This window comes from Streptomyces sp. NPDC001100, from assembly GCF_053598575.1.
This window is the reverse complement of sequence record NZ_JBSFKO010000033.1, coordinates 32,839-51,919: the sequence shown is the minus strand read 5'-3', so window position 1 is coordinate 51,919 and position 19,081 is coordinate 32,839. Positions and strand designations below refer to the sequence as shown.

The following is a 19,081-nucleotide window of genomic DNA, read 5'->3' as shown; positions in this document are numbered from 1 at the left end:
CCACGGCGAACCCGCAGCCGATCGACCGGCCCACGACCGCTAGCGCCCCAACGCCTGCCAGATCGTCACGACAAGCGCACCCACGGCGGTCAGTGCAGCGATGGCCGGCAACGGCCACCGCGTGTGCTCCAGGGCGACGATTCGTGCGCTCAAGTCGTCCACTTCCTTGTCGGTCTCCTCGGTGCGATGGCTGAGCAGGGCCAGCCCTCCCTCGACCCGCGCGTAGGCGACGTCGAGGCGGCGGCGTAACTCTGCGAGTTCTCCATGTACCACGGGATGCTCGGGGTCGGCGGTCACGTGTCCGCTCCTTTCCGTAGTCGGAACATCCCTTGCATGCGCATGAAGAGTCAACTCGCCTGGTGGACGCCCGGGGAGAGTGTGCGAGCGGCATATGCGGGCCCGATGCGCACACGGTGTGTGAATGCCGCGGGCCCGGCACTCCGAAGAGCGCCGGGCCCGTAACGGCCGCGACATCACGGTGAGTTGCCGCGCGGCGCGCGCTCAGCCGTAGGTGTAGAACCCCGAGCCGGACTTACGGCCGAGGCGTCCCGCGTCGACCATGCGCTGGAGCAGCGGGGGAGCGGCGTAGAGCGGCTCCTTGTACTCCTCGTACATCGAGTACGCGACCGAGGCGACCGTGTCCAGGCCGATCAGATCGGACAGCTTCAGCGGGCCCATCGGGTGGGCGCAGCCCAGCTCCATGCCGTTGTCGATGTCCTCGCGGCTGGCGATGCCCGACTCGAACATCCGGATCGCGGAGAGGAGATAGGGGATCAGCAGCGCGTTGACCACGAAGCCGGAGCGGTCCTGGGCGCGGATCGCGTGCTTGCCGAGGACCTTCTCGGTGAACAGCTGGGCGCGGCTGAGCGTGCCCTCGGAGGTGGTCAACGCCGGGATCAGCTCGACGAGTTGCTGCACCGGGGCCGGGTTGAAGAAGTGGATGCCGATGACCTGGTCGGGGCGCGAGGTGGTGACCGCGAGCCGCACCAGCGGGATCGAGGAGGTGTTGGAGGCGAGGATCGCGTCGGGGCGGGTCACGACCTGGTCGAGCACCTGGAAGATCTCGGTCTTCACCTGCTCGTTCTCGACGACGGCCTCGATGACGAGGTCGCGGTCGGCGAACTCGCCGAGGTCGGTGGTGAAGCTGAGCCGCGCCTGTGTGCCGGCCAGTTCCTCGGCGGAGATCTTTCCGCGCTCGGCCGCCTTGGACAGGGAGTTGAACAGCCGGGTCCGGCCGATCTCCAGGGCCTCGCCGGTGGTCTCGGCGACCTTCACGTCCAGGCCGGCGCGGGCGCACACCTCGGCGATACCGGCGCCCATCTGGCCGCAGCCGACCACTCCGACGCGCTCGATGTCGGTCACATCGTCCCCTTCGCTGCTGATGCGGGCTCTGGTAGAACCCCGTTGTCCGGAGTCTGCTCCGATCGTGCACGTTACCCGCAAGTATCGATGATCGATCGCCGGGGTCGGGCATCCTGGGGCGCGGAGACGATCCGTGACCGCACGGATCCACGGCGTATGGGGGTGTACGAATGGGGCGATTGTCACGTCGGACGTTCGCGATGGCGGCGCTGTCGACCCTGGCGAGCACGGCCGCCACGGGCAGTGCGGCTGCGGACACCGGGCGCGCGCCGGTCGCGGCCGGGCGTCCGCGCGCGCTCACCGAGATGCGGGGCGTGTGGCTGGCGACCGTGGCCAACCGCGACTGGCCCTCCCGCCCGGGCTTGACCGCCGCGCAGCAGCGCACCGAACTGATCGCGCACCTCGACACGGCGGTCCGCGACCGCCTCAACACGGTGATCTTCCAAGTGCGGCCCACCGCCGACGCGTTGTGGCCCTCGCCGTACGAACCCTGGTCGCAGTACCTGACCGGCACCCAGGGCGTCGCCCCCGGCTGGGACCCGCTGAAGACGGCCGTGGCGGAAGCGCATGTGCGGGGACTGCAACTGCACGCCTGGTTCAACCCGTACCGCATCGCCAACCACACCGACCTCACGAAGCTCGTCGCCTCGCACCCCGCGCGCAAGCACCCCGACTGGGTCGTGACGTACGGCGGGAAGCTCTACTACAACCCCGGACTGCCGCAGGTCCGGCTCTTCGTCGAGAACGCGATCCTCGACGCGGTGCGCAAGTACCCCGTGGACGCGGTCCACTTCGACGACTACTTCTATCCGTACCCGGTCGCCGGCCAGACCTTCGACGACGACGCGGCCTACGACAAGTACGGCGGCGCCTTCACCGACCGGGCCGCCTGGCGCCGCGACAACATCGACAAACTGATCCGCGAGACCGCCGCCCGCATCAGGCGGACCCGCCCGGGCACGCGCTTCGGCATCAGCCCCTTCGGAGTCTGGCGCAACGCCGCCACCGACCCGCGCGGCTCCGACACCACGGCCGGGGTGCAGACGTACGACGATCTCTGCGCGGACACCCGGAAGTGGGTGCGCGAGGGCTGGATCGACTACATCGTCCCGCAGCTGTACTGGAACATCGGCTTCGCCCCCGCCGACTACGCGAAGCTGCTGCCCTGGTGGGCGGCGGTCGCGCGCGGCTCGAAGACGCGGCTGTACGCGGGGGAGGCGCTCTACAAGGCGGGCGACCCGGCGCAGCCCGCGGCCTGGCAGGACCCGGCCGAACTCTCCCGCCACCTCACCCTCGCCGACCGCTATCCGGAGGTCGGCGGGCATGTCTTCTTCGCCGCCCGGGACGTCGCGGTGGACCCGGTCGGCGCCATGGCGCGGGTGGTCGCCGACCACTACCGGCAGCCGGCGAAACCCCCGCGCTGATCTACCGTTCCGAGTCCTGGTGCCTGACCTCACAGTCGGGGCCGGGTGACATCACGGCCTCGTGCCCGTCGGGGAAGCGGACGCGGTAGGGCGGTTCGCCCTCCGTGCCCATCACCTCGACGACCTCCGAGACCTGGTCGTGCAGTCCGACCACCCTGCCGTGCTGGACGAGCCTGTCGCCAACGGTCGCACGCATCTGCAGCGCCTCCTCACCGAGTCCGGGAGCAGCGATCCATCCCTTCGAGTCTACGGCGACCCGCCCGGCCGGGACCGGGTCGCGCACGCCCCTCGACTCCGGGCGCGCCGGGTGACGGCGATGCCGCCCGCCATCCAGGGCGTCGACACCTTCTTCGTCCCCGCCCGCCCCCATCCGGCTGACGACGAGATCCGCCGAGGGGGCGAGGTGAGCGCCCCAAAGGGGCGCGGGGAACTGTGCGCCCGGCCCCCGCCGGGCCGCAGGGAAAACCACTCGACGTCCGAACCCCTGGCCTGCAAGTCTCCCGCCATGAACGACATCCCGAGCCTCCCCGACGGCTACGAGTTCTCCGCCGACTCCGCCCGCGTCGACCTCGACCGCACCTACCACTGGCTGTCGACCGACGCCTACTGGGCGAAGGGCCGCCCCCGCGAGCAGCACGAGCGGGCGGTCGCGTCCTCGCTGAACTGCGGGGTGTACGACACGGCTTCGGGCGAGCAGGTGGCGTACGCGCGCGTGGTGACCGACGGGGCGCTGTTCGCGTGGCTGTGCGATGTGTACGTCGACCCGTCGGCACGCGGCAAGGGCATCGGCACGGCGTTCGTCGCCGCCGTACGCGAGGAGCTGCGGCCGTTCGGAGTGCGCCGGATCCTGCTCGCCACGCACGACGCCCACGGGGTGTACGAGAAGGTCGGATTCAAGCCACTGGAGCGGCCCGACCGGTGGATGGCCCTTTATTTCGAGTGACTTGTCCGGCTGGTCCTGACTTCGAAGTAAGGTTTCGCCCACCCTCGGTAACTCTCATCCGGCCCCCCTTGACCTGCGTACTTCGGCGGATCACGATCGCCGCATGCAACTTCGGGTCACGTTCGTCGCAGCCGCGCGCAGCTCCCCGCTGCTCGCGGAGCGCTTCGAGGACGACCGGCCGCTGGACCAGGCGGGCTGGGACGAGGTCCAGCGCGCCGCCCCGATCCTGCTGCCGCTGGCGGCGGCGGAGCTGCGCTACTGCTCGCCGACCCCGCGCAGCCGCGCCACCGGCGACGGCCTCGGCTACACCCCGCTGGTGCAACTGGCCCTGCGGGACTGCGACATGGGTCGCTGGCGCGGGCTGACGCTCGGCGAGGCGATGGCCCGCGAACCGGCACTGGTGGACGCCTGGCTCGCCGACCCGCGCTCCACCCCGCACGGCGGCGAGTCGCTGCTCTCCTTCATCGCCCGGGTGGGCGGCTGGCTGGACACCCGGCCCATCGAGGACGGCGACCGGATAGTCGCCGTCGCCGAACCCTCGGTCATCCGGGCCGCGTTGGTCTACGCCCTCAAGGCCCCGCCCTCGACCTACTGGAACCTCGACGTACGCCCTCTGTCGACCACCACGGTCACCGGCAGCGCGGGCCGCTGGAACCTGCGCTTCGACGGAGCGGCGGTTCAGTCGAGGCGGGTCTGAGTCCTCGGCCGACTACGAGGAGAGCGGTCCGAGTTCAGCCCGCGCGCACGTAGTCCGTGCTGAGCACCAGGTCCTTCGCGGGACCGCCCACCCGCCACACCGTCCGCCACCGGTCCGCGTCCAGGACCGTGAACTCGCCCCGGTACAGGTCCGCCGAGCAGGGATGGTCGGCGACATACCGTCCCGAGGTCAGATCCAGCGCGTGGAAGGGCCGCCCGTCTCCGAAGCGCACATCGGCCGTACCGGGCGCCGTGCCCGGCAAGAACCGCAAGGTCCGCTCGGCGGGACGGGCCACGCCCTGCCAGACGAATGTGCCCGACTCGGCGTGCAGCAGGCCCCCTTCGGGCAGCGCGCCGAACACGGTCGTACCCGAGAACTCGCCCGCGTCCCCGCTCGCCAGATCCCGCACCGACCGCCGCACCCGCCAACTTCCGGACAGATACGCCAGCACATCGGGAACCGGCCAGAACTCACCCACTGTCATCCCTTCCTGCGCCACCGGCGCCACCCGTCCGGCGAGTCGGCGGGCGCCTTCCGCTCCGCCTGGGCCCGGATCTCGTGGTGCGACGCGTGACGTGTGGTCCGGAAGGCCTCCTCGTACGCGGCCAGGGCGCCGCCGATCGCGCCCCCGGCGGTGCCACGGCGACGGATCCGCCGGGCGAGCAAGGCGAAGAACCCCAGCGTGACGGCGAGAAAGCCGAGCAGGACGAGGTACGGCAACAACGCGGACATGCCCTCGACCCTACGTCGCCGCCCGCGCCGGTCCCATTGACGTGCTCACGACCATTGCCTATCTTGCCGTTCGAAGTGCTGACCGATGTCCGATATCTCGAACTGGACATTCGAGCGTCGCGCACGATCCGATACGAGCCGCGGAGTATCCATGTCACGCACCAGCCGCACCCGCCTGAGACCTGTCCTGGGGGCAAGCGCTTTCCTGCTGGCGGCGGCCGTCGTCCCCGCCCCCGCCCACGCCGCCGACGTCACCGACTACGCGATCACCGTCGACCCGGGCGCGCGGGGCGCCGCGATCGACAGAACGATGTACGGCGTCTTCTTCGAGGACATCAACCGCGCGGCCGACGGCGGCCTGTACGCCGAACTCGTCCAGAACCGGTCCTTCGAGTACTCCACCGACGACAACAAGTCGTACACCCCGCTGACCGGTTGGACGGTCACCGGCACGGCCCAGGTGGTGAACGACGCCGGCCGCCTCAACGAGACCAACCGCAACTACCTCTCCCTGGCCGCCGGTTCGTCCGTCACCGACGCCGGCTACAACACCGGCATCGCGGTCGAGGACGGCAAGAAGTACGACTTCTCGGTGTGGGCCCGCGCCGAGGGCGGCACCACGCTCACCGTGAGCCTCCAGGACACCGGCGGCACCCTGGCGACCGCCCGTCAGGTCGCCGTGCGGAAGAACGGCTGGGCCAAGTACAGGGCCACGTTCACCGCGACCCGCACCAGCACCACGGGCCGCCTCACCGTCGCCTCCTCGGCCGCGACCGCCCTCGACATGGGGTCCCTCTTCCCCCGCGACACCTACAAGCACGAGCCGAACGGCCTGCGCAAGGACCTCGCCGAGAAGATCGCCGCCCTGCACCCGGGCTTCGTGCGCTTCCCCGGCGGCTGCCTGGTCAACACCGGTTCCATGGACGACTACAGTGCGGCCTCCGGCTACCAGCGCAAGCGCTCGTACCAATGGAAGGACACCGTCGGCCCGGTCGAGCAGCGCGCCACCAACTCCAACTTCTGGGGCTACAACCAGAGTTACGGACTCGGCTACTACGAGTACTTCCGCCTCGCCGAGGACATCGGCGCGATGCCGCTGCCCGTCGTACCGGCCCTGGTGACCGGCTGCGGCCAGAACAAGGCCGTCGACGACCCCGCGCTGCTGAAGCGCCACATCCAGGACACCCTGGATCTCGTCGAGTTCGCCAACGGCCCGGTCACCTCCAAGTGGGGCAGGCTGCGCGCCGAGATGGGCCACCCCAAGCCCTTCCACCTCACCCACATCGAGGTCGGCAACGAGGAGAACCTCCCCACCGAGTTCTTCGCCCGCCTCACCCAGTTCCGTACGGCGATCCAGGCCGCGTACCCGTACATGACCGTGATCTCCAACGCGGGCCCGGACGACAGCGGTTCGACCTTCGACACGGCCTGGCAGCTCAACAGGGACGCCAAGGTCGACATGGTCGACGAGCACTACTACAACAGCCCGCAGTGGTTCCTCCAGAACAACAGCCGCTACGACTCCTACGACCGCACCGGCCCGAAGGTCTTCCTCGGCGAATACGCCTCCGGCGGCAACGCGTTCAAGAACGGCCTCGCCGAGGCCGCCTACATGACCGGTCTGGAACGCAACGCGGACGTCGTCAAACTCGCCTCCTACGCACCGCTGTTCGCCAACGAGGACTCCGTCTAGTGGCGTCCGGACCTGGTCTGGTTCAACAACCGCGCGTCATGGGGCTCCGCCAACTACGAGGTCCAGAAGCTGTTCATGAACAACGTCGGCAGCCGGGTGGTGCCGTCAACTGCCACCGGCACACCGTCACTTGTCGCCCCGATCTCCGGCGCGGTCGGTCTGTCGACCTGGGCGACGAGCGCGGCGTACGACGATGTGCGGGTGACGGCGGCGGACGGTACGGCGCTGTTCTCCGACGACTTCTCCGTTGACGCGACCCGGTGGACCCATACGGGAGGCGGGAGTTGGAGCCTTGAGGACGGGCAGTACGTCCAGACCGACACCGCCGCCGAGAACACCATGGTGTCGGCGGGCGACTCGGCCTGGCACGACTACGACCTGCACGTGAAGGCCACCAAGAAGGCGGGGAAAGAAGGCTTCCTGGTCGCGTTCGGCGTCAAGGACACCGGCAACTACTACTGGTGGAACCTGGGCGGCTGGAACAACACCCAGACCGCCGTCGAACAGGCCGTGGACGGCGGCAAGTCGACGCTGATCGCCAAGCCGGGAACCATCGAGACGGGCCGCGCCTACGACGTCGACATCAAGGTGAGGGGCCGTCAGGTCACCCTCTACCTCGACGGGCAGGAGTGGGGAAGCTTCACCGACGACAAGCCGGCCGAGCCGTTCCGTCAGGTCGTCACCAAGGACGCGAAGACCGGTGACCTGATCGTCAAGGTCGTCAACGCCCAGTCCGCGGCGGCCCGTACGGCGATCGACCTGGGCGGCGCCGAGGTCGCGTCCAGGGTGAAGGTGACCACGCTCGCCGCCGCGCCCGACGCGGTGAACAGCGAGACGGCCACGGTGGTCGCGCCGGTCGTCTCGACCTTCAAGGGCGTTGCGGACAAGTTCAGTTACACCTTCCCGGCGAACTCGATCACCTTCCTGAGGATCAGGCAGAAGTAGCTGCGGCTTCCGTGGTGGGCTGCTGCCCCAGCGGCAGCAGCCCGCGCTCGGCGAAGACCTTCTTCGCGGCGAAGGTCGCGTTCAGGGCCTTCGGCATACCGCAGTACACCGCCGAATGCGTCAGGGCCTCGACGATCTCCTCCGGCGTGAGGCCCACATTGAGCGCCGCGTTCACATGCACATCGAGCTGGGCCTCGCAGCCGCCGAGCGCGGTGAGCATGCCCAGCGTCACCAACTGGCGGTCGCGCGGGGCGAGTCCGGGACGGTCGTAGATCTCGCCGAAGGCCCAGGCGACGACCTGGTGGCCCAGTTCGGGGTTGATGTCGGCGAGCGAGTCGACGACCCGCTGCCCGGCCTCGCCGTCGACCCGCTTCAGGACCTCCAGGCCGTGGGTGAACCGCTCTTCTCGGGTGGTGCTCGCGCTCATGTCGTTCCGTCCGTTCCCGGCCGCTCGTGCTCGGTCTCTTCGAGGAGCAGCTGTTCGTAGTGGTCGATCTTCTGGTCCAGCACAGTCGCGTTGCGGCGCAACACCCTTATGCGGTCGCCCAGTTCGGCGCGGTGCTCGCGGAGCATCGCCAGCCGGTCGGGGACCGTGACGTTCCCCGCCGCCCGCAGCGCCGCGAACCGCTGCATGTCGGCGATCGACATACCCGTCTCGCGCAGCCGCAGCAGAAACTCCAGCCACGCCAAGTCGGCTGCCTGATACCGCCGTTGGTTGCCGGTGCTCCGGCCGACCCGCTCGATCAGGCCGGCCTTCTCGTAGTAGCGCAGGGTGTCGTGCGAGAGTCCGGTGCGCTCGGCGACCTGGGCGATGGTCAGGGTGGGTTCCCGGTCCCCGGGGAGGGGGTTCAGGGGCTGTCCGCTGCTCATGAACACAACCGTAGAACCTGGAGCGCGCTCCAGGTCAAGCCCTGCCGTGGATCAGCTACCGAAGTAGTCCTGAGCTGCGCGGACGCCCTCGACCAGGGCATCGACCTCGGCCGGGGTCTTGTAGACGTAGAAGCTCGCCCGGGTGGTCGCCGGGATGCCGTACCGGCGCACGATCGGGCGGGCGCAGTGGTGGCCGACGCGGACGGCCACGCCCCGCTCGTGGGCCGCGACCTCGCCACCGACCTGCTCACGGGCGCCGAGGCCGAACAACTCACCGCGTGCGCCGCCCAGGGCTGCACCCGCTGGTTCCTGCTCGCACGGCGCCCGGCGCTGGTGCACCACAAGGTGCGGGAACCGGGTCCGCGCGGCGCGGGCCTACGCGGCCAAGCGGGAGCGAGCGGGCGAGTGACGGGGAAGGGCGGACGAGTGAGGGGGAGGGGCGGGCGGCCGGACGATCGCCGACCGGGACCGCGGGCGCCTCACGGTCGCGGGAGTCGGCGCCAGTAGTGACCGATGAGGTAGTGGGCGGGCACGAGCGTGACCCAGAAACACATGGCCGCCGTCGTGTCGACGTAGGCCAGCGGAATGGACAGGGCGAAGACCAGCGCGCTGGTGCCGAGTTGGACGGTGAAGCGGCGGCGGGCCACCGCGGCCGGTGACTCGGGCGAAGGGTGCACCTGGTCTTGTGTGAGCAGCAGCAGGGCCACGTGCACCCCGTGGATCGCGGTCATGGCACCCGCGTAGAGGGCGACGGCTTCGGGATGGGAGGCGTACTCGGCCAGCAGCCCGGTGGGGAAGGGCAGGACGGCGACCAGGCCGAGACCGAGCAGTATCAGGTGCGTGACCAGGGGCGTCTCGGTGGGCAGCGCGGTGAGGATGCGCCGGTGGTCGCGCCAGAACCCCGAGAGCAGGGAGAAACTCAGCGCGAAGGCCCCGATGCCGGGCAGCGCCTCGCCGAGCGCCTTGTGGAATCCGGCGTCGTCCAGATGCGCGGGGACGGCCACGTCGATCACCAGCAGGGTCATCGCGATGGCGTAGATACCGTCGGACAGTGCGATCAGGCGGGTCGGGCTCGGTTCGTTCTCCTGCGGGCGGGTCTCTGCCACTGGCTCCGTCATGGCGACGACAGTAGGGCGTCATGGGCCGCCTGTGACGCGTGAGGCGGGGCGGGCGTCGGTCGTACGACGTCATTCGTCGGGTGTGCCCGGGCCGGGCGTGCCCCGGATGCCGATCGGGCGCACGCGCCGGGGCCGTCGCCGAGGCTCCGCGTCAGGAGGAGCGCGCCAGCACGCAGAACTCGTGGCCCTCCGGGTCGGACAGGCACCGCCACGGGACATCGCCCTGGCCGACATCGAGGTCGGTGGCGCCGAGGGCGCGCAGCCGGATCGCCTCCGCCTCCTGATCGTCGCTCGGGTACCGCAGCAGGTCGAGATGGACGCGGTCCGGCACCGTCTTCGCGCCGGGGGTGCGGAGGAACTCGAAATACGGGCCGTCGCCCTTGGGGGAGCGGAACGTCGCGTGGTCGTCACTCACCTCGTGCAGTGTCCAGTCCGTCGCCGCGCCCCAGAACCGGGCCATGGCCCGCGGATCCACGCAGTCGATCACCACGGCGGCGATCGGCCCGGTGTCCCGGTAGATCTCCCTGGGCTCCAGCACGCAGAACTCGTTGCCCTCCGGATCCGCGAGCACCTTCCACGGCACCACGCCCTGGCCCACGTCGACGGGCGTCGCGCCGAGCGAGCGCAGGCGCGCGACCAGTTCCGCCTGGTGGGCGGCGGAGGTGGTGGCGAGATCGAGGTGCACGCGGTTCTTCGTCGCCGTCTTGGGTTCCGGTACGGCGATGACGTCGACGCAGACACCGACCGGGTCGAGCCAGTCGAAGCCGGCCGGTTTGACGGCCGTCGCGCCCGGCTCCGCGCCGGAGACGCTCCAGCCGAGCGCCTCCGCCCAGAAGCGTCCGACCGCCGTGTCGTCGACGGCCTTGATGTTCGCCTGGACGGGTCGCAGTGTCATGCCGGCGATCCTATTCAGCCGCTCCCGGTACCCACTGCATTGGATTGCATAAACGTGCATCGAAACGTATAGTCATGCCATCGATGAGGAGGGTTCCATGGCGGTACGTGCGGCAGTGGCCGGAGCGAGTGGATACGCGGGTGGGGAACTCCTGCGTCTGCTCCTGGCGCACCCCGGGGTCGAGATCGGCGCCCTGACCGGCAACTCCAACGCCGGTCAGAAACTCGGCACCCTCCAACCGCATCTGCTGCCGCTGGCCGACCGGGTCCTGGAGGAAACTACCCCCGAAGTCCTCGGCGGACACGAGGTGGTCTTCCTCGCCCTGCCGCACGGCCAGTCCGCCGCCGTCGCCGAACAGCTCGGCCCGGACGTCCTCGTCGTCGACATGGGTGCCGACTTCCGGCTGAAGGACGCGGCCGACTGGGAGAAGTTCTACGGCTCCGCCCACGCCGGCACCTGGCCCTACGGCCTTCCCGAACTGCCGGGCGCCCGCGCCGCGTTGGAGGGGTCCAAGCGCATCGCGGTGCCCGGTTGCTATCCCACGGCCGCCTCCCTCGCGCTCTTCCCGGTCTACGCCGCCGGGCTCGCCGAGAACGAGGCCGTGATCGTCGCCGCCTCCGGCACCTCGGGCGCCGGCAAGGCGCCCAAGGCCCACCTCCTCGGCTCCGAGGTCATGGGCTCCATGTCGCCGTACGGCGTCGGCGGCGGCCACCGGCACACCCCCGAGATCATCCAGAACCTGGGTGAGGCGGCCGGTGAGCCCGTCACCGTCTCCTTCACGCCCACCCTCGCGCCGATGCCCCGCGGCATCCTCGCCACGTGCAGCGCCAAGGCGAAGCCCGGCGTCACCGGCGAGTCCGTGCGCGCCGCGTACGAGAAGGCCTTCGCCGACGAGCCGTTCGTCTACCTCCTCCCCGAGGGGCAGTGGCCCGCGACGGCGTCCGTCTACGGTTCCAACGCCGTTCAGGTGCAGGTCGCGTACGACGAGGCCGCGGGCCGCATCATCGCGATCAGCGCCATCGACAACCTGACCAAGGGCACCGCGGGCGGTGCCGTCCAGAGCATGAACCTCGCCCTCGGACTCGACGAGACCACCGGGCTTTCTACGATCGGAGTCGCGCCGTGAGTGTGACGGCAGCACAGGGATTCACGGCCGCGGGCATCGCCGCCGGAATCAAGGAGAACGGCAACCCGGACCTGGCCCTCGTGGTCAACAACGGGCCCCGCCTCGCCGCCGCGGGCGTCTTCACCTCCAACCGTGTCAAGGCCGCGCCGGTGCTGTGGTCCGAGCAGGTGCTCAAGGGCGGCCAGGTCTCCGCCGTGATCCTCAACTCCGGTGGTGCCAACGCCTGTACGGGGCCGAAGGGCTTCCAGGACACGCACGCCACCGCGGAGAAGGTCGCGGACGTGCTGGGCCTCAACGCCGCCGAGGTCGCCGTCGCCTCCACCGGGCTCATCGGAATCCTGCTGCCGATGGACAAGCTGCTGCCGGGAGTCGAGACCGCCGCCGGTCAACTCACCCCGCACGGGGGCGAGAAGGCCGCCATCGCCATCAAGACCACCGACTCCGTCCACAAGACCGCCGTCGTGACCACCAAGGCCGGCTGGACCGTCGGCGGTATGGCCAAGGGCGCCGGCATGCTCGCCCCGGGCCTCGCCACCATGCTCGTCGTCCTCACCACCGACGCCGACGTCGAAAGTGACGTACTGGACACGGCACTTCGGGCCGCCACCCGCACCACCTTCGACCGGGTCGACTCCGACGGCTGCATGTCCACCAACGACACCGTGCTGCTGCTCGCCTCCGGGGCCTCCCAAGTCACCCCGGAGTACGGGGAGTTCGCCGAGGCCGTCCGTGCCGTCTGCGACGACCTCGGCCAGCAGCTCATCCGCGACGCCGAAGGCGCCAGCAAGGACATCAGGATCGAGGTCGTCAACGCCGCGAGCGAGGACGAGGCCGTCGAGGTGGGCCGTTCCATCGCCCGCAACAACCTCCTCAAGTGCGCGATCCACGGCGAAGACCCCAACTGGGGACGGGTGTTGTCCGCGATCGGCACCACGAAGGCGGCCTTCGATCCGGACCAGCTGAACGTCGCCATCAACGGCGTCTGGGTCTGCAAGAACGGCGGCGTCGGCGAGGACCGCGACAAGGTCGACATGCGCTACCGCGAGGTGCACATCGTCGCCGACCTGGCCGCGGGCAGTGAGACGGCCACCATCTGGACCAACGACCTCACCGCCGACTACGTCCACGAGAACAGCGCGTACTCGTCATGAGCACTACTCGCAAGCACACCGCGCTGCCCAAGGCGCAGATCCTCATCGAGGCGCTGCCCTGGCTGACCCGGCACAACGGCAAGACCGTCGTCATCAAGTTCGGCGGCAACGCCATGATCGACGAGGACCTGAAGGCCGCGTTCGCCCAGGACGTCGTGTTCCTGCACCACGCGGGACTCAAGCCCGTCGTCGTGCACGGCGGCGGCCCGCAGATCAGCGCCGCCCTAGACCGGCACGGCATCGTCAGCGAGTTCAAGGCCGGCCTGCGCGTCACCACCGAGGACGCCATGGACGTCGTACGGATGGTGCTCGCCGGGCAGGTCCAGCGCGAACTGGTCGGACTGCTCAACCAACACGGGCCACTCGCCGTCGGGTTGACCGGCGAGGACGCCCACACCATCACCGCCACCAAGCACCGGCCCGAGATCGACGGGGAGTTGGTCGACATCGGGCGGGTGGGCGAGATCACCGCGATCGACACCGGCGCGATCGAGGCACTGCTCTCGGACGGCCGTATCCCGGTCGTCTCGTCGATCGCCAGGAGCGAGGACGACGGACATGTCTACAACGTCAATGCTGATACGGCGGCTGCGGCACTCGCTGCTGCTCTTGGCGCCGAAACCCTCATGGTCCTCACGGACGTCGAGGGTCTCTACGAGGACTGGCCCCACAGCGACGAGGTGATCAGCCGCCTCACCGCCTCCCAACTGGAGAAGCTGCTCCCGGAGTTGAGCTCCGGGATGGTGCCGAAGATGGAGGGCTGTCTGCACGCCGTCCGCAACGGCGTCACCACCGCCCGGGTCATCGACGGCCGGGTCCAGCACTCGATCCTGCTGGAGATCTTCACCGACGAGGGCATCGGCACGATGGTCGTGCCCGACCAGAAGCCCGACGAGAACCAGGGGGATGCCGTATGACCGCGAACGAGGAGCTCACCCAGCGGTGGCAGGGGTCGCTCATGAACAACTACGGCACCCCGAAGCTCCCCCTCGTCCGCGGCGCGGGCGCCAAGCTCTGGGACGCCGAAGGGAACGAGTACACCGACTTCGTCGGCGGTATCGCGGTCAACGCGCTCGGCCACGCCCACCCGGCGATCGTCGAGGCGGTCAGCAGGCAGATCGCCGAACTCGGGCACGTCTCCAACCTGTTCATCGCCGAACCGCCCGTCGCCCTCGCCGAACGGCTGCTGGAGCGCTTCGGCCGGGACGGCAAGGTCTTCTTCTGCAACTCGGGTGCCGAGGCCAACGAAGGCGCCTTCAAGATCGGCCGGTTGACGGGCCGTCAGCACATGGTCGCCACCGAAGGCGGCTTCCACGGGCGGACGATGGGCTCCCTCGCCCTCACCGGCCAGCCCGCCAAGCAGGAGCCGTTCCTGCCGCTGCCCGGCGATGTCACGCACGTCCCCTACGGCGACGCGCAGGCCCTCGCCGCCGCCGTCACCGACGACACCGCGCTCGTCATCATCGAGCCCATCCAGGGCGAGAACGGGGTCGTCGTACCGCCCGTCGGCTACCTGAAGGCGGCCCGCGCGATCACCGCCGCGCACGGCGCGCTGTTCGTCCTCGACGAGGTGCAGACCGGGATCGGCCGGACCGGGCACTGGTTCGAGTACCAGGCCCACGAAGGCGTGTTGCCCGATGTCGTGACCCTCGCGAAGGGGCTCGGCGGCGGGCTGCCGCTCGGTGCCACCGTGGCCTTCGGGCGTGCCGCCGACCTGCTCCAGCCCGGCCAGCACGGCACGACGTTCGGCGGCAACCCGGTCGCCTGCGCCGCAGGTCTCGCCGTACTCGACACGATCGAGGCCGAGGGCCTGCTCGACAACGTGAAGCGGCAGAGCGGGAAGCTGCGGGACGGAATCGAGGGCGCCGACGGCAGTTCTCGTCACCCGTTGATCGATTATGTCCGGGGCGCGGGCCTCCTCCTGGGTATCGTGCTCACCGAGCCGCTCGCGCCCCAGGTGCAACAGGCGGCTCAGGACGCCGGTTTCCTGGTCAACGCGCCCGCTCCCGATGTCGTACGGCTGATGCCGCCGCTGAACCTCGGCGACGACGAAGTGGACGCGTTCCTCCGGGCGTTGCCCGGTGTCCTGGACGTGGCCAAGGGGGACGGATGATCCGGAGAATGAGTCGACGATGAGTCAGGCGCAGGAGCACGAACAGTCGGCGGGGCCGGCCGTGCCGCAGACCCGCACCGCCCGCCACCGCCGGATCGTGGACATCCTCAACCGGCAACCGGTGCGCTCCCAGAGCCAGTTGGCGAAGCTGCTGTCCGACGACGGGCTGAGCGTCACCCAGGCGACGCTCTCCCGGGACCTGGACGAGCTGAACGCGGTGAAGATCCGCAACAACGACGGCGACCTCATCTACGCGGTACCGAGCGAGGGCGGCTTCCGCACCCCGCGCGTACCGCTGGGGGAGTCGGCGAAGGAGGAGCGGATGCGGCGGCTCTCCTCCGAGCTGCTGATCTCCGCGGAGGCCTCCGCCAACCTCGTGGTCCTGCGCACCCCGCCGGGCGCCGCCCAGTTCCTCGCCTCGGCGATCGACCAGGCGGAACTCCAGGACATCCTCGGCACCATCGCCGGCGACGACACCCTGCTGCTGATCAGCCGGGACCCGCTCGGCGGACAGGCCCTCGCGGACCATCTGCTGCGGCTGGCGCAGAACGACCACTGACATACCCGTAGGACCGACGGGCTACGAGTCGGGGGCGCACCGGAGTTGTCCGGTGCGCCCCCGACTCGTATGGGGGATCCCTAGCCGAGGCGGGCCGCCAGTCCGTCCGTGCAGCGGACTTCGTCGCCCGCCGTGATGAGCAGGGCTTCCACGTCCGGGAGTGATTCCAGCCAGGCCAGGCCCTCCCGTGAACCCATCGCGAACGCGGCCGTGGCCCAGCAGTCGGCCCAGGTCAGCCGGGGGGCCACCACGGTGACAGCGACCAGGTCGGTCACCGCGGACTTGCCGGTGGACGGGTCCACGATGTGCGCCCCGCGCTCCGCCGTACCGGAGGTGGCGACCGCGAGTTCGTCGGCGCCCGCCGCGGAGATCACCGCCGCGAGACCGCCGGGACGGAGAGGATCGGAGACGCCGACCCGCCAGGGCCGGTGCGGTCCCGGGGTGCCGAACATCTGGACGTCGCCGCCGCCGTTCACACTGACCCCGCTCACCCCGGCCGCCGTCGCGATCAGCTCGGCCGCGCGCTCGGCCGCCCAGCCCTTCACGATGCCGGTCGGGTCGAGGCGGCCCTCGTACTTCGTGCTGAACCAGCCGGAGCTCACCCGTTCCGCCTCGGCGCCCAGCTCCAGCACCTCGGCGACCTCGGCGTCGCACTCCGCCACGGTCAGCTCGCCGCGCGCCAGCCGGGAGACCTGGCTGTCGTCGCGGTAGGTGCTGAACACCTCGTTGACCCGGTGCAGTTGGGCGACGGCCTGCTCCAGTACCGCCTGTACGGCCTCGGGCTCCCCGCCCCGGATGTCGAAGGAGAACACCGTCCCCATGACCTCCTCGGCGTGCCGCAGCGCGGCGGGAGCCTCCGCGGGATCGGTCACCGTGTCAGCCACCGGCCTTGTCCAGCGCCGACTGCAGGGACTTCTTGTAACCGCCGCTCGTGTACGTGGCGCTCGACACGGAGTCGATGTTCGCGTTCCCGGCCGCGACGGCCTCCTGGTTGAGCTTCGGGATCGCCAGCGCCGTCTTCTGGTCGCTGGTCCCGCCGCTCGGGGCCTGCACCGCCTCGGCCTTGGTGATCTTGCCGTTCGCGACCGTGATCCGGACCTGGACCGGCCCGTACTGGGTCGTCGCGACATCGCCGGTGACCGTCTTGGCCTGCGCGGCGGGCGCCGCGGCGGCCGAACTCTTGGCCGGGGCCGCCGCGCCCGCGGCCTTCATCTTGTCGATGGCCGACTGAAGCGACTTCTTGTAGCCGCCGCTGGTGTACGTCGCCCCGGTCACGGAGGTGATGTCCGCGCTCTGCGTGGCGACCACCTCCTGGTTGAGCTTGGGGACGGACAGCGCGGTCTTCTGGTCGCTGGTGCCGCCGTGCGGCGCCTGGACGGCCTCCGCCTTGGTGATCTTCCCGTTGGCGACCGTCAGGCGCACCTGGACGACCCCGTACTCGGTCTGGGTGGCGGCACCGGTGATGGTCGAGGTCCCGGCCGCCGCGGCACCGCCCTGGGGCGACTCCTGCGCGGCGGCGGCCCCCTGGGCCGCCGCTCCCTGCGCGGACGCCGAGGAGGAGTCGGTCGCCGGCTTCAGGGAGAGCAGCAGAACGATCCCGGACACGGTGGCGGCGCTCGCGAGCAGAACACGCCGGATGGGGTGGCTCTTCTTCATTGCTCCTGACTCCCGTCGCTCACATCTCGAACGACTCGTGATGGATACGGCGGGCGGGGACCCCCGCGCCGCGCAGTGCTTCGTAGACCGACTGCGCGAAGCCGGGCGGCCCGCACATGAAGACGTCGTGGTTGTCGATGTCGGGCAGCTTCCGCCGCAGGGAGTCCGCCGAGATGTCGGGGCGCTCCCCGTCGGGGCTGTTGACCGCGTACATCAGACGGGCGCCGCGCTCGTCGGCGATCTTCGCCAACTCGTCCCACAGCGCCAGGTCCTGAGTGGTGTTGGCCCGGTAGAGCAGCGTGATGTCGCCGGCCGCGCCGGGCAGCGTCTCGAACAGCGCCCGCATCGGCGTGATGCCGACGCCGCCGGCGACCAGCAGCACCTTGCCGCGGGTGCGCCGCTGCGAGGTCATCGCGCCGTAGGGGCCCTCGGCCCACACCTTCATGCCGGGCCGCAGTTCACGCAGCCGGGTGCTGTGGTCGCCGATCGCCTTGACCGTGATCCGCAGCATGTTCGGACGGGGCGCCGCCGACAGCGAGTACGGGTGCGAGCTGAACCGCATCCCCGGCGCGAGGAACCGCCACCGGAAGAACTGCCCGGCCTCCGCGCCCATCCGGTGCAGCTTGCGCCCGCCGATCAGCACGGACACGATGCCCGGCGTCTCCTCGATGACCGCCTCGACGTACATCCGGTGGCGCAGGTTGAGCCGGATCGGGGTGAGGATCCGGTACCAGACCACCAGCGCGGTGACCGTGCCGTAGAGCCCGTACCAGACGGTCTTGGCGAGCGGCGTCAGCGCGAAGTCGTTGCCCGTGGTGATCTGGTGCCAGAAGGTGAGGAACACCGCCGCGTACGTCAGCAGGTGGACGTGGTACCAGGTGTCGTACGGGATCCTGCGGCGGACGGCGCCGATCGACGAGAGGCCGATGAGCACGAACAGGCCGGTGCCGATGGCGGCCTTGCCCATGTCGGGCAGCTGGTTCACCGAGTCGATGGTCTGCTGGACGATGTCGTTCAGCGTCTTGCCCGCCTGGAGGGCGTAGCCCCACATGATGAGGAAGACGTGCGCGAAGACCAGGCAGAGCGTGTACCGGCCGCTCATCGCGTGCCAGCGGGCGACCCGGTCGGAGCCGACCCGCCGTTCGAGAGCGGGCACGCGGGCCATCTGGAGCACGACGAGTGCCATCAGATATCCGGCCAACAGACCAGTGATACGGCCCGCGTTGAGGATCTTGCCGTTCTGGTCGGCGATGGACGGCGTGTTCTGCCACCACAGCCACAGGACTCCGGCGGCACCCGCCCAGACGGCGAGCAGCAGCAGGGTCGCTGGGGAGCGGCGCGGGCGGATGCGGCGCATCGTCTGTCGGCGGGCGGCACGTCCGCCTGCGAGCGTGGTGGTCACGGTTCCTCCGTGGACGGGGCACAAGGGGGGTGGCGTGGCCCCTTGGCCCTGAAGTACGTGCCGTGGAGGCTGTGCGTTCAGAGTCCCGCGGAGTCCAGTGCGGACTGGAGTGACTGGCGGTAACCGTCACTCGTGTACGTGGCTCCCGACACCGTGTCGATGCTCGCGCTCTGCGCGGCCAGCGCCTCGCTCTTCAACTGCGGCAGGGCATAGGAGTTGATCTCCTGGTCGCGCGGATTGTCCGAGGGGTACTGGACCGCGGTGACATCGGTGATCTTGCCGTTCTTCACGGTGATCTTCACCTGGACCGGGCCCCAACGCGTCTGCACGGTGTCGCCGGTGACGGTCTTGGTGCCGGTGGTCGTCGACCCACTGGACCCGCTGGACCCGCTGGA

At 70.0% G+C, this 19,081-nt stretch carries 21 protein-coding genes and 3 pseudogenes; 10 read left to right on the top strand and 14 right to left on the bottom strand.

Annotated features, from left to right (window positions below):
- Positions 1-39 precede the first annotated feature (39 nt).
- Positions 40-297, bottom strand: a complete 258-nt coding sequence (locus ACWDEW_RS36080; protein ID WP_043681816.1) for a hypothetical protein — start codon at positions 295-297, stop codon at positions 40-42.
- 204 nt (positions 298-501) lie between these two features.
- Complete coding sequence (locus ACWDEW_RS36075) at positions 502-1,362, bottom strand: 3-hydroxybutyryl-CoA dehydrogenase (protein WP_450518632.1); 861 nt, start codon at positions 1,360-1,362, stop codon at positions 502-504.
- Positions 1,363-1,532: 170 nt separating this feature from the next.
- Here ACWDEW_RS36075 and ACWDEW_RS36070 point away from each other — a divergent pair, with 170 nt between their 5' ends.
- A complete protein-coding gene (locus ACWDEW_RS36070; RefSeq protein ID WP_450518630.1) occupies positions 1,533-2,786 on the top strand; it encodes a glycoside hydrolase family 10 protein in 1,254 nt (417 codons plus the stop codon).
- A gap of 1 nt (position 2,787) precedes the next feature.
- Here the strand turns inward: ACWDEW_RS36070 and ACWDEW_RS36065 are convergent, their stop codons facing one another.
- Entirely contained in the window at positions 2,788-2,982 is a 195-nt protein-coding gene (locus ACWDEW_RS36065; protein WP_450518628.1) for a DUF1918 domain-containing protein, read from the bottom strand.
- Between the two features lie 309 nt (positions 2,983-3,291).
- Here ACWDEW_RS36065 and ACWDEW_RS36060 point away from each other — a divergent pair, with 309 nt between their 5' ends.
- Together ACWDEW_RS36060 and ACWDEW_RS36055 are read left to right on the top strand one after the other, a co-directional pair.
- Positions 3,292-3,729 (top strand): GNAT family N-acetyltransferase, encoded by a 438-nt coding sequence (locus ACWDEW_RS36060; protein WP_450518714.1) that lies wholly within the window; start codon positions 3,292-3,294, stop codon positions 3,727-3,729.
- A 103-nt stretch (positions 3,730-3,832) separates the two neighbouring features.
- Entirely contained in the window at positions 3,833-4,426 is a 594-nt protein-coding gene (locus ACWDEW_RS36055) for a histidine phosphatase family protein (RefSeq protein ID WP_450518626.1), read from the top strand.
- Positions 4,427-4,460: 34 nt separating this feature from the next.
- Here the strand turns inward: ACWDEW_RS36055 and ACWDEW_RS36050 are convergent, their stop codons facing one another.
- Both ACWDEW_RS36050 and ACWDEW_RS36045 read right to left on the bottom strand, forming a co-directional pair.
- Positions 4,461-4,904 (bottom strand): DUF6314 family protein, encoded by a 444-nt coding sequence (locus ACWDEW_RS36050; RefSeq protein WP_450518712.1) that lies wholly within the window; start codon positions 4,902-4,904, stop codon positions 4,461-4,463.
- Positions 4,905-4,906: 2 nt separating this feature from the next.
- Positions 4,907-5,158: a hypothetical protein gene (locus ACWDEW_RS36045; RefSeq protein WP_450518624.1), complete on the bottom strand. Its 252-nt coding sequence runs from the start codon at positions 5,156-5,158 to the stop codon at positions 4,907-4,909.
- Positions 5,159-5,309: 151 nt separating this feature from the next.
- On the opposite strand from ACWDEW_RS36045, the pseudogene ACWDEW_RS36040 reads away from it, so the two are divergent.
- Positions 5,310-7,796 (top strand): annotated as a pseudogene (locus ACWDEW_RS36040) (alpha-L-arabinofuranosidase C-terminal domain-containing protein).
- Here ACWDEW_RS36040 and ACWDEW_RS36035 read toward each other — a convergent pair.
- From ACWDEW_RS36035 to ACWDEW_RS36025, 3 genes and pseudogenes are all read right to left on the bottom strand, one after another.
- On the bottom strand, positions 7,783-8,223 hold the full coding sequence (locus tag ACWDEW_RS36035) for a carboxymuconolactone decarboxylase family protein (RefSeq protein ID WP_450518622.1): 441 nt from the start codon (positions 8,221-8,223) through the stop codon (positions 7,783-7,785). The pseudogene ACWDEW_RS36040 and the gene ACWDEW_RS36035 sit on opposite strands and share 14 nt — an antisense overlap.
- A complete protein-coding gene (locus ACWDEW_RS36030) occupies positions 8,220-8,666 on the bottom strand; it encodes a MerR family transcriptional regulator (protein ID WP_450518620.1) in 447 nt (148 codons plus the stop codon). The genes ACWDEW_RS36035 and ACWDEW_RS36030 overlap by 4 nt, the downstream gene beginning before the upstream one ends.
- Positions 8,667-8,717: 51 nt before the next feature.
- Positions 8,718-8,885, bottom strand: a pseudogene (locus ACWDEW_RS36025) (aminotransferase class V-fold PLP-dependent enzyme); the annotation flags it as partial.
- A gap of 15 nt (positions 8,886-8,900) precedes the next feature.
- Between ACWDEW_RS36025 and ACWDEW_RS36020 the strand changes: the two are divergent.
- Positions 8,901-9,075: pseudogene (locus tag ACWDEW_RS36020) on the top strand (CGNR zinc finger domain-containing protein); the annotation flags it as partial.
- A gap of 70 nt (positions 9,076-9,145) precedes the next feature.
- Here the strand turns inward: ACWDEW_RS36020 and ACWDEW_RS36015 are convergent.
- The gene (locus tag ACWDEW_RS36015; RefSeq protein WP_450518618.1) at positions 9,146-9,784 is read right to left on the bottom strand and encodes a TMEM175 family protein; all 639 of its coding nucleotides are present in this window, start codon (positions 9,782-9,784) and stop codon (positions 9,146-9,148) included.
- 151 nt (positions 9,785-9,935) lie between these two features.
- Complete coding sequence (locus tag ACWDEW_RS36010; RefSeq protein WP_450518616.1) at positions 9,936-10,679, bottom strand: VOC family protein; 744 nt, start codon at positions 10,677-10,679, stop codon at positions 9,936-9,938.
- Between the two features lie 97 nt (positions 10,680-10,776).
- Here ACWDEW_RS36010 and argC point away from each other — a divergent pair, with 97 nt between their 5' ends.
- Genes argC through ACWDEW_RS35985 form a run of 5 tightly spaced genes read left to right on the top strand, consistent with a single transcriptional unit; the run spans position 10,777 to position 15,628 of the window.
- On the top strand, positions 10,777-11,805 hold the full coding sequence (argC, locus tag ACWDEW_RS36005) for an N-acetyl-gamma-glutamyl-phosphate reductase (RefSeq protein WP_450518615.1): 1,029 nt from the start codon (positions 10,777-10,779) through the stop codon (positions 11,803-11,805).
- Positions 11,802-12,956 carry a bifunctional glutamate N-acetyltransferase/amino-acid acetyltransferase ArgJ gene (gene argJ, locus ACWDEW_RS36000; protein ID WP_450518613.1) on the top strand — a complete coding sequence of 385 codons (1,155 nt, stop codon included), beginning with the start codon at positions 11,802-11,804 and terminating at the stop codon, positions 12,954-12,956. The genes argC and argJ overlap by 4 nt, the downstream gene beginning before the upstream one ends.
- On the top strand, positions 12,953-13,873 hold the full coding sequence (gene argB / locus ACWDEW_RS35995) for an acetylglutamate kinase (RefSeq protein ID WP_450518611.1): 921 nt from the start codon (positions 12,953-12,955) through the stop codon (positions 13,871-13,873). Before argJ ends, argB begins: the two co-directional genes overlap by 4 nt.
- Positions 13,870-15,069, top strand: coding sequence for an acetylornithine transaminase (locus ACWDEW_RS35990; protein ID WP_450518609.1), 1,200 nt, complete (start codon positions 13,870-13,872; stop codon positions 15,067-15,069). The genes argB and ACWDEW_RS35990 overlap by 4 nt, the downstream gene beginning before the upstream one ends.
- 19 nt (positions 15,070-15,088) lie before the next feature.
- Positions 15,089-15,628, top strand: a complete 540-nt coding sequence (locus tag ACWDEW_RS35985; RefSeq protein ID WP_019066294.1) for an arginine repressor — start codon at positions 15,089-15,091, stop codon at positions 15,626-15,628.
- Between the two features lie 80 nt (positions 15,629-15,708).
- On the opposite strand, the gene ACWDEW_RS35980 is transcribed toward ACWDEW_RS35985, so the two are convergent.
- The 4 genes from ACWDEW_RS35980 to ACWDEW_RS35965 form a co-directional block, all read right to left on the bottom strand.
- Entirely contained in the window at positions 15,709-16,449 is a 741-nt protein-coding gene (locus ACWDEW_RS35980) for an FAD:protein FMN transferase (RefSeq protein WP_450518710.1), read from the bottom strand.
- Between the two features lie 55 nt (positions 16,450-16,504).
- Positions 16,505-17,284, bottom strand: coding sequence for an FMN-binding protein (locus ACWDEW_RS35975; RefSeq protein ID WP_450518607.1), 780 nt, complete (start codon positions 17,282-17,284; stop codon positions 16,505-16,507).
- 19 nt (positions 17,285-17,303) lie between these two features.
- Positions 17,304-18,686, bottom strand: coding sequence for a ferredoxin reductase family protein (locus tag ACWDEW_RS35970; RefSeq protein WP_450518605.1), 1,383 nt, complete (start codon positions 18,684-18,686; stop codon positions 17,304-17,306).
- Positions 18,687-18,763: 77 nt separating this feature from the next.
- A partial coding sequence (locus ACWDEW_RS35965; RefSeq protein WP_450518604.1) for an FMN-binding protein occupies positions 18,764-19,081 on the bottom strand: 318 nt, incomplete at its 5' end.